13 protein-coding genes are annotated in these 14,830 nt (G+C 70.9%); 9 read left to right on the top strand and 4 right to left on the bottom strand.

Annotated features, from left to right (window positions below):
- The 3 genes from KBX26_RS24705 to KBX26_RS24695 form a co-directional block, all read left to right on the top strand.
- Positions 1–890 (top strand): IucA/IucC family C-terminal-domain containing protein (locus KBX26_RS24705; protein WP_282102249.1); only part of this gene is annotated, 890 nt, incomplete at its 5' end.
- Positions 887–2,032, top strand: a complete 1,146-nt coding sequence (locus KBX26_RS24700) for an alanine racemase (RefSeq protein ID WP_210866530.1) — start codon at positions 887–889, stop codon at positions 2,030–2,032. The genes KBX26_RS24705 and KBX26_RS24700, both read left to right, overlap by 4 nt.
- A gap of 325 nt (positions 2,033–2,357) precedes the next feature.
- A complete protein-coding gene (locus KBX26_RS24695; RefSeq protein ID WP_030329401.1) occupies positions 2,358–3,647 on the top strand; it encodes a cellulose binding domain-containing protein in 1,290 nt (429 codons plus the stop codon).
- A 78-nt stretch (positions 3,648–3,725) separates the two neighbouring features.
- Here the strand turns inward: KBX26_RS24695 and KBX26_RS24690 are convergent, their stop codons facing one another.
- On the bottom strand, positions 3,726–4,160 hold the full coding sequence (locus KBX26_RS24690) for an SRPBCC family protein (protein WP_307857897.1): 435 nt from the start codon (positions 4,158–4,160) through the stop codon (positions 3,726–3,728).
- Between the two features lie 18 nt (positions 4,161–4,178).
- Positions 4,179–5,642 (bottom strand): multicopper oxidase family protein, encoded by a 1,464-nt coding sequence (locus KBX26_RS24685; protein ID WP_210859442.1) that lies wholly within the window; start codon positions 5,640–5,642, stop codon positions 4,179–4,181.
- Between the two features lie 336 nt (positions 5,643–5,978).
- On the opposite strand from KBX26_RS24685, the gene KBX26_RS24680 reads away from it, so the two are divergent.
- From KBX26_RS24680 to KBX26_RS24670, 3 genes are all read left to right on the top strand, one after another.
- Entirely contained in the window at positions 5,979–7,055 is a 1,077-nt protein-coding gene (locus tag KBX26_RS24680) for a sensor histidine kinase (RefSeq protein WP_030329395.1), read from the top strand.
- A complete protein-coding gene (locus tag KBX26_RS24675; protein ID WP_245233539.1) occupies positions 7,052–7,732 on the top strand; it encodes a response regulator transcription factor in 681 nt (226 codons plus the stop codon). The genes KBX26_RS24680 and KBX26_RS24675 overlap by 4 nt, the downstream gene beginning before the upstream one ends.
- Positions 7,733–7,797: 65 nt before the next feature.
- On the top strand, positions 7,798–8,364 hold the full coding sequence (locus KBX26_RS24670; protein WP_210859445.1) for a PadR family transcriptional regulator: 567 nt from the start codon (positions 7,798–7,800) through the stop codon (positions 8,362–8,364).
- A gap of 52 nt (positions 8,365–8,416) precedes the next feature.
- On the opposite strand, the gene KBX26_RS24665 is transcribed toward KBX26_RS24670, so the two are convergent.
- The gene (locus KBX26_RS24665; RefSeq protein WP_051708214.1) at positions 8,417–10,114 is read right to left on the bottom strand and encodes an MFS transporter; all 1,698 of its coding nucleotides are present in this window, start codon (positions 10,112–10,114) and stop codon (positions 8,417–8,419) included.
- Between the two features lie 163 nt (positions 10,115–10,277).
- Positions 10,278–11,816 (bottom strand): aminotransferase class III-fold pyridoxal phosphate-dependent enzyme, encoded by a 1,539-nt coding sequence (locus tag KBX26_RS24660; RefSeq protein WP_210861268.1) that lies wholly within the window; start codon positions 11,814–11,816, stop codon positions 10,278–10,280.
- Positions 11,817–11,943: 127 nt separating this feature from the next.
- Between KBX26_RS24660 and KBX26_RS24655 the strand changes: the two genes are divergently transcribed.
- The 3 genes from KBX26_RS24655 (at position 11,944) to KBX26_RS24645 (ending at position 14,828) form a co-directional block, all read left to right on the top strand.
- Positions 11,944–12,969 carry a methyltransferase gene (locus KBX26_RS24655; RefSeq protein WP_030329384.1) on the top strand — a complete coding sequence of 342 codons (1,026 nt, stop codon included), beginning with the start codon at positions 11,944–11,946 and terminating at the stop codon, positions 12,967–12,969.
- 84 nt (positions 12,970–13,053) lie between these two features.
- Entirely contained in the window at positions 13,054–14,172 is a 1,119-nt protein-coding gene (locus KBX26_RS24650) for a sensor histidine kinase (RefSeq protein WP_030329382.1), read from the top strand.
- Positions 14,169–14,828 carry a response regulator transcription factor gene (locus KBX26_RS24645; RefSeq protein WP_030329380.1) on the top strand — a complete coding sequence of 220 codons (660 nt, stop codon included), beginning with the start codon at positions 14,169–14,171 and terminating at the stop codon, positions 14,826–14,828. The genes KBX26_RS24650 and KBX26_RS24645 overlap by 4 nt, the downstream gene beginning before the upstream one ends.
- Positions 14,829–14,830 lie beyond the last annotated feature (2 nt).

Below are 14,830 nucleotides of genomic sequence, written 5' to 3'. Positions count from 1 at the left end.
ACCCACTGCTGCGCGACCTGGGGGCGGCCGGTGTGCCGGTCCGGCCGACGGCGAGCGTCCGAACCCTCTACGCCCCCGGGGCCGACCTGTTCGTGAAGACCAGCCTGCACGTACGGATCACCAACTGCCTGCGCAAGAACGCCCGCTACGAACTCACCGGGGCGGTGGCGCTGACCGACCTGCTGGCCCGGGTGCCGCTGCCGGACGGGGTGGGGCTGCTCGCCGAGCCCGCGTACCGCACCGTCGACGTCGCCGGCCCCGACGAGGCGTACGGGACGATCCTGCGCAGCGGTCTGCGCCCGCACCTGCGTCCCGGCGACACCCCGGTGCTGGCGGCGGCACTCGCCGGCGCACCGCTGGTGACAGCGGATCCGGTCGCCTGGTGGCGGGCGTACGTCGGCCTGCTGGTGCCGGCGGTGCTGCGCAGCTGGCTCAGCCACGGCGTCGTGCACGAGGCGCACCTGCAGAACGTGGTCGTGGTGCTCGACCGGGACCGTCGCCCGGTACGCATGCTGCTGCGCGACCTGGAGGGGGTGAAGCTGGACGCCGACCGGTGGGCCACCTGGCCGGACGGCGTCCCGGCGCAGGTCCGTTACGGTCCCCGCGCCGCCCACCGCCGGATCGTCTACTGCCTGTTCGTCAACCATCTCGGTGGGATCAGCGGGGCTCTCGCCGACGCGCGGCCGGGAATCGAGAAGCGGCTGTGGCAGGAGCTGCGGGGCGTCGTCGAGGCGGTCGCCGCCGACCTCGGTGATCCCGCCGAGCTGCGCGTGCTGCTCGACGGGGAGCCGTTCTTGGCCAAGGCGAACCTGCTGGTCCGCTGGCGGCGCGACGCCGACCGGGCCGCGCCGTTCGTGCCGGTTCCGAACCCGATGGGTGGGCCACGATGACCCGACCGGTCTACGTCCACGACCTCGACGCGCTGGCCGGGCAGGCCCGAGCCGTCCGGGCGGCGCTGCCCCCGCCGGTCGAGCTGCTCTACGCGGTCAAGGCCAACCCGGACCCCGGTGTGCTGCGAACCCTCGCCCCGATCGTCGACGGGTTCGAGGCCGCGAGCCGGGGCGAGCTGCGCAGGCTGGCCGAGGTGCTGCCGGGACGGGCGCCGGCCGCGTACGCCGGGCCGGGCAAGACCGACGCCGACCTCGCCGCCGCGCTCGACGCCGGGGTGCACCGCATCCACGTCGAGTCGCCCACCGAGCTGGCCCGGCTCGGCGCGCTCGCCACCGCCACGGGCCGGTCGGCTCAGGTGCTGCTGCGGGTGAACCTGCCGGTCGACGCGCCGGGCGCGAGCCTGGTCATGGGCGGTGGGCCCAGCCCGTTCGGCATGGACCCGGCCGACGCCGTCGGGTGTGCCCGCCGCCCGCCCGCCGGCATCGACGTCCGCGGAATCCACGCCCACCTGGCCAGTGGGTTGGACGCACCGCTCGCCGCGACGGTTGCCGCCGCGGTGGTCGACTGGGCGGTGGCCGAGGTCGACGCCGCCGAGGTCGACGTCGGCGGCGGCATGACAGTCGACTACACCGACCCCGACGCGCGGTTCGACTGGGAGGGCTACGGCCGGGCCCTGGCGGACGTCCTGGACAGCTATCCGGGAGTGCGCTTGCGCATCGAGCCGGGCCGGTCGGTCACCGCCCACTGCGGGGCGTACCTGACCGAGGTCATCGACGTGAAGCGCTCCTACGGCGAGTGGTTCGTGGTGGTGGCCGGCGGGACGCACCACCTGCGGACACCGGCCGCGAAGGGGCACGCGCAGCCGTTCACCGTGCACCCGCGGCTCGGTGCCGCCGGTCCCCGTACCGATGGCGGGCCGGTCACCGTGGTCGGGCAGCTCTGCACCCCGAAGGACGTGCTGTCCTTCTCCAGCACCGCCGGGCCGATCGGCGTGGGCGACGTGCTGGCCTTCGCCATGGCCGGCGCGTACGCCTGGAACATCAGCCACCGTGACTTCCTGCTGCACGAGCCGCCGCTCTTCCGCACCGGTGACCTGCGGGAAGTGGCCGCCGAGTGGGCGTCCCGGCCGTTCGGGACGTGAGCCCGAGCGCCACGAACCGCTCGGTGTGTTATCGATAACATGCTATCTTTCATCCGGGAGTGAAGGGCACGCTCCCGGTCACCCGAGCCAGCCGGCGAAGACGCGCCGAGGGCACTCCCCTCCCGCCTCCCGGTCGGTGACCAGTCCGGGCCCCGTCGATGCCAGGCGACCACTGTTGGTCGTCGGACGATGTCGCGCCGGCCGCATGCCCAGCTTCCGACGCTCCACCGTAGGCAGCCCCGGCCTCGACGGGTGGCGGCCGCACACCCCCGGTGCCGCCGCCGAGCCACGAGCACGAGACGCCGAACGGCAAGGAGCCCAGACAATGCTGAGACGTAGGTTCTTCCTCCCATCCATCGCGGCCGCGGCGCTTCTCCTCGCGGCCACCACCGGCGGCGTGTTGAGCGGCGGCCTCGGTGCGACGGCAGTTGCCGCCACCAACGGCACCCTCGCGGCGACCGCCGGCTGCGGCAAGGCCCCCACACTCGCCAGCGGGACCCGGACGATCCAGAGCAGCGGACAGAGCCGTACGTACAACCTGCGGATCCCGGACGGGTACGACCGGAACCGCCCGTACCGTCTGATCTTCGGCTTCCACTGGTTGAACGGCTCGGCGAACAACGTCACCTCGGCCGGCTACTACGGCCTCCAGCCGTTGTCGAACAACAGCGCGATCTTCGTCGCCCCGCAGGGCATCAACGCCGGCTGGGCCAACACCAACGGTCGGGACCTGACCCTCTTCGACGACATCTCCCGGCAGATCGAGAACGACCTCTGCGTGGACACCACCCAGCGCTTCGCCCTGGGCTGGAGCTACGGCGGGGCGATGAGTTACGCGGTGGCCTGCGCCCGGCCCACCGTCATCCGCGCGGTCACCGTGATCTCCGGTGCCAACCTCAGCGGTTGCAACGGGGGCACCCAACCCGTCGCCTACTTCGGCATCCATGGCATCTACGACAGCGTGCTGAACATCTCGCAGGGCCGACAACTGCGCGACACGTTCGTCCGGAACAACGGGTGCACCGCGCAGAGTCCGCGCGAGCCGAGTCGGGGCAGCCTCACCCACATCACCACCGCCTACTCGGGTTGCCGGGCCGGCTACCCGGTGCAGTGGGCGGCGTTCGACGGGGATCACACCCCCAGCCCGGTCGACGGGTCGGGCAGCCCCAACGACTCGCGGACCTGGACCTCGGGTGAGATCTGGAGGTTCTTCAGCCAGTTCGAGTCGACCACGCCGCCGACCACCCCGCCGCCGACCGACCCGCCGCCCACCGACCCGCCGCCGACGACTCCGCCGCCCACCGGCGAGCCGGGCACCTGCACTGCCACCTACCGGACGTTGAACACCTGGCCCGGCGGCTACCAGGCCGAGGTGACAGTGGCCAACAACTCCACGGCTGCCCTGACCGGGTGGACCGTGGGCCTGACCCTGGCCAGTGGTCAGGCCATCAGCAGCCTGTGGAGCGGCGTCAACACGGGCACCACCGGCAGTGTCACCGTCCGGAACGCCCCCTACAACGGCACTGTGGGTCCGAACGCCTCGACCAACTTCGGCTTCACCGCCACCGGTAACGGGGCCACCGCACCCAGCAGCGTCACCTGCACCAGCCCCTGATCGAGGGCAGGATGAGGGCCCGGAGCCGACCGGCTCCGGGCCCGACATCCGTTGGCGGCTGCCGCCAGGACTACCGGCTCACGCTTCGCTCTCCAGCAGGTCGCGCAGGGCGTCGAGGGCGGCGATCTCCTCCTCGAAGGTCCTGCCGACGACCGGCCCGAGGAAGCGCGACAGCCCGCTCGGCTGCCACGCCAACTTCAGCGTGAGTTTCGTCCCGCCGCCGTCGGCGGGCGTGAGCGTGTACTCGCCCTGGGTGCGTACCACACTGCCGGTGGCCTGGAAGGCCAGTCGCCGTCCCGGCTCGAACCCGGTCACCTCGTAGTCGGCCGGGATGCGGCTCCCGCCGGGGCCCTTGAGCCCCTGTCGGTAGCGAGCGCCGACCCCTTCGCCCGAGACTCGAGCGACGTCGAGCACGTTGGGACGCCAGCGTGCGTCGTTCTCGCCCCGGGCGAGGAAGGCGAAGACGACCTCGGGAGTCCGTCCGATCTGCACAGTCTTCTCTGCAGAGGGCACAAGAAACCTTTCTCAGGGTCAGGGAACGATCTTCATCTGTGCCATCATCCCACTCGCGGAATGGTCGATCATGTGGCAATGGTAGACATACCGGCCAAGGTACGGCCCGAATGTCGCCTGGAGCCGGACAGTCTCACCCGGCCCCACCGAGATGGTGTCCTTCAGCCCGGCCTCGCCCGGGGCGGGCGGCTGACCGTTGCGGCTGAGCACCCGGAACTGGACCAGGTGCGGGTGGAAGTTGTGGGGGATGCCGAAGAGCGTGTCGCCGTTGGTCACCGTCCACACCTCGGTGGTGTTGCGTTTGATCTCGGTGTCGACCCGGTCGGCGTCGAACTGCTGCCCGTTGATGAGGAACTGGCCGGTCGCCGGGTTGAGGTTGAGCGTGAACGCCCGTTCCTTCGTGGCCGCCGGCAGCGCGGGAATGGTGCTCAGCCGGTCGGGCACCCGGCTGGTGTCGGTGGCGGTTCGGTTGACGTCGAAGCGCAGCACCGGCCCGGCCACCGCGTCGTCGAGGAAGACCCGGCTGCCGACCGGGAACGCGCCGAAGTCGACGACGATCTCGATCCGCTCGCCGGGCGTCAGGCTCCACGAGCGGATCGGCGTCGGCCCGGCGAGCAGCCCGCCGTCGCTCGCGATCTGGGTGACCTCGGCGTCGTTGCCGAGCCGCAGGGTGAACGTGCGGAGGTTCGACGCGTTGACGAAGCGCAGCCGGTACTTGCGGGCGGCCACCTGGAAGTAGGGCTGCGGCTTGCCGTTGGCGAGGATCGTGTTGCGGAACTGAAAGTCGTCGTGCTCGAAGACCAGGCTCGCGTCGTCGGCGAACCGCGCGTCGCGCAACATGATCGGGACGTCGTAGTTGCCGGACGGCAGCCGGAGGTCGGCCTGGGCCGGGTCGTCGATCAGGAAGAAGCCGGCGAGCCCGCGGAACACGTGCTCCGCCTCCATGTGATGGGCGTGGTCGTGGTACCAGAGCGTGGCGGCCCGCTGCTTGTTGGGATAGCTGTAGATCCGGCTCCTGCCCGGGTCGAGCACATCGGTCGGGAACCCGTCGCTGCTCGACGGGGTCTGGCCTCCGTGCACGTGTACCGCGGTCGGCATGTCGAGGTGGTTGCTGTGGGCGATGACCGCGAGCCGGCCCGTCTTGACCCGGAACGTCGGGCCGGGGAACAGCCCGTCATAGGTCAACACCTCGGTACGCGTCCCGGGCAGGATCTCGGCCTGAGCCTTACGGGTGGAAACGACGTAGAAGTCGGTGTTGCCTACCGAGGCGATCGGCTGCTGCACGGGCGGTATCGGCATCCGGACAGTGAACGGGGCGGCGGCGGCCGCGACGTGCGCCGTCCCCCCGTGACCGGTGTGGGCGCCGTGGGCCGGCGTCGCGGGCGGGGTGGATCCGCGCGCCGCTGCCGCCGCGGTGGTCGTGACCAGCGCGGCTGCGCCCGCGGTGGCGCCGGCCTTCATGACGTTGCGTCTGCTCACCATTGGTCGCTCCGCTCCTGATGGGTCGAGGTCTCGGGGGAACTGTCGCGGAGGTCCCTCAACGCGGCGTCGAAAGCTGATAGCGGCGAAGCGTGGATTTCACCTTAAGTTTTGGTGTGACTACCAAAAGCTAAGCTTCGATCCTTCCAACGGTGTGCGGTGAGACCGTAGACTCGTGCGAGTAGTCGGCCGTGACAACTCGTAGAAGGCCGATCCGATCTGAGTGCTTTGTCGTCCGCGCACGGGGGAGCCGGGCGACACGGCGGGCAGCCGGCGCTGGGGAGAGCCGTTCGTGCCCGCACCTGGGGAGCAACAAGGGCACACACCGGGGGATCCGCGATGGTGTATGGAAACGATGCGCTGCGGAGGACCGCTGCCGAGGTTCTCGAACGCAGGCGTCAACCGATTCTCGCCGCCTACCGTCAGCGTCTCGCCGCTGCGACTGACGATCTCGGCGGGGTCGCTGACCTGGTCGACAGTTACACGACGCAGGCCGACGTCCTGGTCCGGGAGACGGTCGTCGAGATTGGTCGCGAGACGACCGACCCGCTGTCGGCACCGCCGCCGACGGCGCCCGCCGAGGGCGTCGACCTTCACCCACGCGAGTGCTTCCGCGCTGTCGTCGCGCTGGCCGACATCCTGCTGGCCGACGCGCTGGAGCAGTTGTGTGGCCGGCCCGACCAGGGCGCGATCCTGGCCCTGGTCGCCGACGCGCTCACCCGCACGACACTGACCCGGCTGCTCGACGCGAGTTCGCGCTACGCCGCCGGCCTGATGAACGAGGTCCACCAGGCGCAGATCGCGGAACGCTCGCTGATCGCGCGCGAGTTGCACGACCGACTGGGCCACAGCCTCAGCGCGGCGTACCGCAACCTGGAGGCGCACGAGCTCGCCCAGGAACGACACGGAGGCGACGTCGACCGCCGGGTGGTCATCGCCCGGGAGTCGCTCCACGACGCGGTCGGCTACCTGCGGGTGCTCATCGCCGATCTTCGCCTCTCCCAGCCGCTCGGGTCCCTCGACGAGGCGCTCGCCAACTTCCTGTCGACGGTCGAGACGGGCGAGACGCGTCTGCACACCGAGATCAACGGCGACGAGTCGTGGGTGCCGCCCGAGGTGCTCGACGAGGTGTTCCTGGTCGTCCGCGAAGCGTTGCGCAACGCGGTCGCCCACGCCGGTGCCCGAGTGATCCATGCGGTCGTCGACATCACCCCGCACGAGCTGCGGGCGACTGTCGTCGACGACGGGGTGGGCTTCGACCTCGCCGCGGAGCGCGACGGTTCCGGCCTGCGCGCGATGGCTGAGCGCGCGGCCGCCGTGGGCGGTCGCCTCGCGGTGCGAGCGGCGGGCCGCCAGGGCGTGTCCGTCGAACTCGTCGTGCCGCTGCTCGCCGTCGGGGCGGGGGCCGGCCGGTGACCGCGACGATGGTCGAGCCGACCCGCATCGTGCTCGTCGACGATCACGTCGTGGTTCGCGACGGCCTCCGGGAGATCCTCGACGCCCAGCGCGATCTCGTTGTCGTCGGCGAGGCCGGCGACAGCTGTGCGGCGGTCAACGAGATCCGCGTCCGCCAGCCCGACATCGTGCTGCTCGACGTGCAGATCCCCGGCGACGGGGTGACCACGACGGTGCGCCGGATCCGTGATGTCGCCCCGGCGAGCCGGGTCATCATCCTCAGCATGTTCGACGGTCCGACGCTGCTGCGTGAGTTGTTGACCCTTGGCATCTGCGGCTACCTGCTGAAGAACTCGACGCGCCAGGAGTTGGTGGCGGCGATTCGCCGCGCCCGCGCCGATGACGCTCCGGTGATGCTGGCGGTGTCGCGCGAGAGCCTGACCCAGGTGCAGGGGCCGGTGCACAGCACACTGTCGGACCGTGAGCGCGAGGTGCTGCAGTTGGTCGGTCAGGCGATGAGCAACGCCCAGATCGCCGGGCGGCTCTGCCTGTCGGAGGCGACGGTCAAGCGCCACCTGCGCAACATCTTCGCCAAACTCGGTGCGGTGTCGCGCATCGACGCGGTCAACCGGGCCATCGCGGCTTCGCTGATCGTCCTGCCGAGGCTGTGCGTCGACCCGACGTTTCACGGCGGATAGCAGGTTACTCAAGGATTGCTCTGCGCAACTTGCCCGCAAACGGGCACTCGTGTTGGACTAATGCCGTGAATAGCACTCGCCTGTTCGTGCTCGGAGCGCTCGCGCGTGGCGGCCCCATGCATGGGCACCAGATCCGCCGGGCGGCCCAGGTCGACCGTACCGAGCTGTGGAGCGACGTCAAACCGGGGTCGCTCTACGGCGCGCTGCACCGGATGCAGGTCGAGGGCGTCATCGAGGCGGTCCGGACCGAGCAGGAGGGCAACCGGCCCGCCCGCACGATCTACGCGCTCACCGCGGCCGGCGCGGCGGAGCTGATCGACCACCGCGACGAGGCGTTGCGTGACACCAAGCTCCGCCACGACCCGGTCGACCTGGCCCTGCAAAATGTGATCGACCTCGGCGAAGACGCGCTCCGGGCCATCATCGTGGCGCGGCGGCAGGCCCTCGCCGCGCAGCTCGACTCGTGGCTGGCGCTCCGGGAGATCGCGGCGCCACACATCCGTGGTCTGGAGTGGACGACCTTCCGTCATACCGAGCTCCGACTCCGTACCGAACTCGCCTGGCACGACGAGCTGCTCGACCAACTGCCCGAGCTGATGGCCAACCAACCGACGTCGATGACCACGTCGTGACGGTGCCAGCCCCGGCCCCGGGGGCATCTGCGGGGCCGGGGCTGGCGGCACGTCACCGAGCGGGCTGCCGGGTGGTGGTCACGTTCCAGTCGGGCTTGCTCGCCTCGGCCCAGGGCTCTTCGGGCCGGCGCGGCAGCAGGTAGACGAGAAGGAACGTGAGGATCACGCCGACCAGGACGGCGCCCACCGTGAACTGGACCGCCCGGTTGAAGTTGGTCTCCAGCGCCGATGAGGCAGCGCTGTCGAAGGCCGCGCCGACCGGACCCGGCGCCGAGTCCGCACAGCCGGGCGGCGTGGCCGTCGGATCCGACGCGCGGGACTGGCGGATGAAGCAGTCGGCGAAGGCGGTCGTCGCCGCGCTCGCCTCCGCCGGTGGCAGCCCTGCGGCGACAAGCGATGCCTGAAGCTCCGGGCTGGCCTTCTCCGCGGCCGTGGCCGAGTAGGAGCCGAGCGTTCCGAAGAGGACCACGCCCGCCACCGCGACGCCGACGGCCTGGCCGAGACGCTGGGCGGTGCCGAGCACGCCACTGGCCGCTCCCGCGTCCTGCCAGGGCACGCCGGCCAGCACGATCTCGACGCTCGGCGCGATCACCAGGCCCGAGCCGAAGCCGGCGAGGAGCAGGGCCGGCAGCAGTTCGAGGCCGGAGCCCCACCAGTGGATCGTGGCGATGATGCCCACCATGCCCACGATCACGATGCCCGCGCCCAGCATCAGGACGCCCCGGCCGAGGGCACGGGCGACGTTGTCGGAGATGGCCGCGCCGACGAGCGTGCCGAACGAGAACGGCAGCAGGATCAGGCCGGTCGTCAGGGCGGACTTCTCCAGACCGATCTGCAGGTGCAGCGAGAGTGCGAAGAGCAGGCCGATGAAGCCCGCGAAGTAGCAGAGGCTGATGCCGACGCCGGCGGAGAACGAGCGGTGGGCGAACAGGCGCATGCTCACCAGCGGAACCTGGGCGCGCCGGGCGCGGCGCAACTCCCATGCCGCGAAGGCGGCCAGCGCGGGCAGCGCTGCTGCCATCGAGACGAACGTCCAGGCCGGCCAACCCAGGCGCTGGCCCTCGACCAGCGGAACGGCCAGCAGCAGGACGGCGGCCGAGACGAGCAGCATGCCGATCACGTCGAGCCCGCCGCGGCGGCCTCGCGACTCGGGCACCAGGATCAGCGCGGCGACGAACGTGGCCAGGCCGATCGGCACGTTGAGCAGGAACACCGGCCGCCAGTCCCAGCCGCCGAGGTCCCACGCGATCAGCAGGCCACCGAGGAGTGGGCCGCTGGCGGTCGCGATGCCGCCGATCGCGCCGTAGATCCCGTAGGCCTTACCCGTCTCCTTTGCCGGAAACGTGGTCTGGATGAGCGCCAGCACCGGCGGGTTGAGGATGCCGGCCATCATGCCCTGCACCACCTGGAAGGCGATCAGCTGGTTGGGTGTGGCCGCGAGCGCCGACGCCGCCGACGCGAGCGTGAACCCCGCGACGCCGATGAGGAACAGCTTGCGGTGGCCGAAGCGGTCGCCGATCCGGCCGGCGGGGATGAGTAGCAGGCCGTATCCGAGCGCGTAGCCGGCGATGACCCACTCCATCGCCGTGTAGGTCGAGCGGAGGTCGCGCTGGATCGGGGCGACCGCGACATTGACGATCGTCGTGGCCAGCAGGATCATGAACGCCCCGGCCAGAACGACGGCCAGGATCAGCCATCGGCGCGGATTGGGTGGCGCGGCGCTGTGTTCGTCGGTCCAGCTCTCCGTCATCGCGTTCCTCCTGAAGTCGGACGGGGGTCGACAGCGGACCCACCTTCCGACTACACGCCGTCGCGTACGATTAGTCAAGTACGGCTATTTGCGTATGACCTGTACGGCACATGAGGAGGGCCCGGGTCAGAAACTGACCCGGGCCCGGTGACGCAGGGTGCGGTTACGACCAGTCGGAGGAACCCGAGCCCCACTCGGTGGAACCCGAACCCCATTGGGACGTCGCCGGCCACGCCAGGCCGAAGGGGAAGTCGTTGGCGCGCAGCTCCAGCGTGCTCTCCAGCACGGCGTCGGTCAGCCGGTCGACGTCGGCGTCGCTGTGCGCGCCGCCGGCGAAGAACATCGGCATGCCGAGCGTGTAGATGCCGCGCTTGCGCAACAGCAGCGTGAGGATGAACGTCGCGGGGTTGAGCGCCCGCGAGTAGACCCGGTAGTCGGTGTAGGAGTCCTCCGGGAGGAACTGGAAACACCCGATGTAGTCGCCGAACCCCACCATCCGCAGCGGAATCCCCTCGGCCGCCCGGAACGCGGCCAGCCGCGCCTGGACCCGGTCGATCCTGGCGCTGAGGTCCGTGTAGTAGGCGGGCCCCTTGTCCCGGAGCAACTGGAGCGTGGCCAGCGACGCCGCCACCGACAGGTAGTTGCCGGTGTGGCTGCCCTGCAGACCGGTCTTCTGGCCGAAGTCGGTCCACGACTGCCCGCTGGTCTGCGAGATGTCGAGGATGTCGGCCCGACCGCCGATCGCCGACAGCGGCAGCCCGAGCCCGCTGATCACCTTGCCGTAGGTGACGAGGTCGGTCGGAATGTCGAACTTCTGCGCGGCGCCGCCGATCCCTGACCGGAAACCCGTCAGCACCTCGTCCAGGATGAACGGCACCCCGAGCCGCCGGGCGGCCACCGCCACCTCACGGATCATCGGGATCGTCGTCTCCTCGAACGGGAACGACGAAGCGGCCGGCTCGGCGAGGATGCAGGCCAACTCGCCCGCGTGGCGCTCGATCAATTCCACGGCGAGCGCGGTGTCGTTGGGCAGGATCAGCAGGTCGCGCGGCTCCGCCGGGGTGACACCGGCGAACGCCGAGACCAGCGGGATGCCGTCCTTGCCGATCTCCGGGAACGGCACCGCCGGATGCCCGTGATACCAGGGTGCGGTGTTGTGGACGGCCAGGTCGTGGGACCCGTGCAGGGTGCCCTCGAACTTGGCGACCATCCGCCGCCCGGTGAACGCACGGCAGAGCCGGATCGCCGACTGGGTGGCACCCGTACCCGAGTGTTGGAAGGCGAACTTCTCGTTGTGCGGGAGGATCTCCCGCAGCAGCGTCGCGAGCTCCAGCTCCAGCTCGTTGGTGTAGCCGTTGCCGGTGCCCTTGCCGAGGCGCTCGCGGACGAAGTCGACGACCGGGGCCGGGTTGTGACCGTGCAGCGCCTGAGCCCCGTACCCCATGTGACAGTCGAGGTAGTCGTTGCCGTCGACGTCGGTCAACGTCGAACCGCTCGCGGTGGCCGCGATGATCGGAAAGGGCGGCGCCTGGAACGGCCAGAACACGTGCGCGGCGGCGTCGACCGCCCGCAGTTGCTCGACGTGCGCGGCCGAGGCACCCTGGCGCGCGCCGATCTCGCCGAACAGCTCGTAGACCCACTTCTGCTGCATGAGGTCCTGAATGACCTCGATCGCTCCGCGCTCCTGGTGGCTGGCGCCCATCGTGTCCCCTTCGCATGGCGGCCGTGACAGGCGCAGCCTGCGCCCGCCCACTCGAACCTGACTGGAGAACGGGTCGATCGACGTGGTTTCGAGCCGGTCTCGAGCGCCATCGTCGAAGCTCGCCGCCATGACGGAAAATCGGGTCAATCTCTACTCGCTGACCGACACGATCACGCCGTGGGCAGTGCGGGCCGCGGCGACGCTCGGCCTCGCCGACCTGATCGCCGCGGGCACCACCACGCTCGACGAGCTCGCCGCGGCGACGAAGGCCAACCCCGACGCGCTGCACCGGCTGCTGCGCTACCTCTCCGTGCGCGGCGTCTTCAAGGAGACCGAACCCCGGGTGTACGCCCTGACGGAAGCGGCCGAGTTCCTCAAGACCGACCACCCCGCCGCCCAGCGCCCCTGGCTCGACGTCGACTCGATGGCCGGCCGGATCGAGGGCACGTTCAGCTCGCTGACCCACTCGATCCGCACCGGCGACGCGGCGTACCCGGTGCGTTACGGCATCGAGTTCTGGGACGACCTGGCCACCAACCCCGACCGGGCCACGTCGTTCGGCGCGCTGATGGCCACCCACGCGAGCTACTTCGACCAGGTCGTCCAGGGCTACGACTGGAGCACCGTCAACCACGTCGTCGACGTCGGCGGCGGCACCGGCGCCCTGCTCACCGAGATCCTCAAGGCCCAACCGCACCTGCGCGGCACCGTGGTCGACCTGCCGGGCGTCGTCGAGCAGGGCCGGGCCCGGTTCGAGGCGGCGGGCATCGCCGACCGCGCGGAGGTGGTCAGCGGGAGCATCTTCGACCCGCTCCCGGCCGGCGCCGACATCTACATCCTGTCGAACGTGCTGCACGACTGGAACGACAGCGCCGCCGAGAAGATCCTCCAGCGGGCGGCGGACGCGATCGGCACGACCGGGAAGGTGCTGATCGTGCAGATCCTGGTGAAGGACGAGAACGACAACTTCCCCGAGGACCCGGCCCGGCTGATGTTCATCACCCAGATGGACCTGCGCCTGCTCTCGCTGATGGCCGGCAAGGCGAGGACCTGGCGCGAGTACGCCGAACTGGGCGAGAAGGCCGGGCTCCGGGTGGACGGCAGCACGGTGATCCCCACCGGGCAGACCCTGTTGACCCTCCGTCGCGGCTGAAGGGGCACGGGCCCCTTGCTGACGGATTCCGGTTAGGAAGGGGCCCGCGTTAACGGACCGTGCGCGCGTCGTACCGTTGCGGACATGACCCCGGCCATCCGACGGATCGCGATCGATGCCCTCATCGCGGTCGTCGTCGCGGCCGTCGTGGCGGTGGCGATCCGCGTCGCCGACGAGCCCGGCGCCCGGCCGCCGGACGCCCGCGCCTACGCGATCGGCGCGGTGATCGGGCTGCTGCTGGTCTTCCGGCGCCGCTGGCCGCTGCTGGTGCTCGTCGGTTCGGTCACCGCACTGATGATCTACTACGCGCTCGAGTACCCGGGCATCCCGCCCGCCCTCCCGCTGGCCGCCGCCCTCTTCTCCGTCGCGGCCGCCGGCCGGTTCACCTGGGCGCTCGTCGTCGCCGGGTTCTTCGTCGTCCTTGAGCTGATCATGCGTTACACGCTGCTCGGCGAGGGCTTCTTCCCCGCCCTGTCGGCGACCCTCGAAGAGGGCTCGCTGCTCGCGGCCGTGGTGCTGCTCGCCGAGACGATCCGCACCCGCCGGATCCGGCTGGCCGAGGCACAGCAGCGCCTCGCCGTGATGCGCCAGGAGCGTCAGCACGAGGTGGCCCAGGAGCGGCTCCGCATCGCCCGCGAGGTCCACGACGTGCTCGGCCACACGATCGCCGCGATCAGCGTGCAGGCGAGCCTCGCCGACGACATCTTCGACAGCAAGCCGGCCGAGGCGCGGGCCGCGCTGCGGAGCATCCGGGGCGCGGCGCGCGACGCGATGCACGAGGTCCGCTCGGCGATCGGCATGCTCCGCGACGCCGGGGAGGTGCCCGATCTGGCTCGCGTCTTCGCGGTCGCCGAGCAGGCCGGCGTGAAGGTGCGCTCGGGGGTCGCCGGCATCCCGCGCCCCATCCCGCCGGAGGTGGCGCTCTCGGTCTACCGGATCGTGCAGGAGTCGATCACCAACACGGTCAAGCACGCCGAGGCGACCACTGTCGACGTCACCATCACCTACGCCGGTGACGCCGTAACGGTCGAGGTCGTCGACGACGGGGTCGGGGCCGCGGCGAGCCGGCGGGGGCACGGGGTGGCCGGCATGCGGGAACGGGCCACGGCCGCGGGCGGATCCCTCGATGCCGGCCCCCGGCCGGAGGGCGGGGGGTTCCGAGTGGCAGCGCGGCTGCCGGTCGAGGTGGAGGAGACAGCGTGACGATCCGGATGGTGCTGGCGGACGACCAGACGCTCGTGCGGGCCGGCTTCCGGGGCCTGCTCGACCACAGCGACGACCTGGAGGTGGTCGGTGAGGCGTCCAACGGCGCCCAGGCCGTCGAGATGGTCGCCGCGACCCGGCCCGACATCGTGCTGATGGACGTGCGGATGCCCGTGCTCGACGGGGTGAAGGCCACGGCCGCGATCGTCGAGCGGTTTCCGGCCGTGCGGGTCATCGTCCTGACCACCTTCGAGCTCGACGAGTACGTCTTCGAGGCGCTGCGGGCCGGCGCGAGCGGGTTCCTGCTCAAGGACATCGAGCCCGACGAGCTGCGTCAGGCGGTCCGGGTGGTGGCTGGCGGCGACATGCTGATCTCGCCGCGGGTGACGAGCCGGCTGGTGAGCGCGTTCGTCAGCAAGGTCGCCCCGGCGCCGGTCGACGGTGGCCGGCTGGCGGTGTTGACCGACCGCGAGCGCGAGGTGATGAGCCTGGTGGCCAGTGGGCTGACGAACGAGGAGATCGGGCGCCGGCTGTCGATGAGCCCCGCCACGGCCCGTACCCATGTGCACCGGGCCATGGTGAAGCTCCGCGTCCGCGACCGGGCGCAACTCGTCGTGCTCGCCTACCAGACCGGGCTCGTCGCGCCGGGCAGCTAGCT

Origin of the sequence: Micromonospora sp. C97 (assembly GCF_018070385.1) — a bacterium.
Classification (GTDB): domain Bacteria; phylum Actinomycetota; class Actinomycetes; order Mycobacteriales; family Micromonosporaceae; genus Micromonospora; species Micromonospora parva.
Note: the sequence above shows the minus strand (reverse complement) of the source record. Positions and strands in the feature narration are given on the sequence as shown.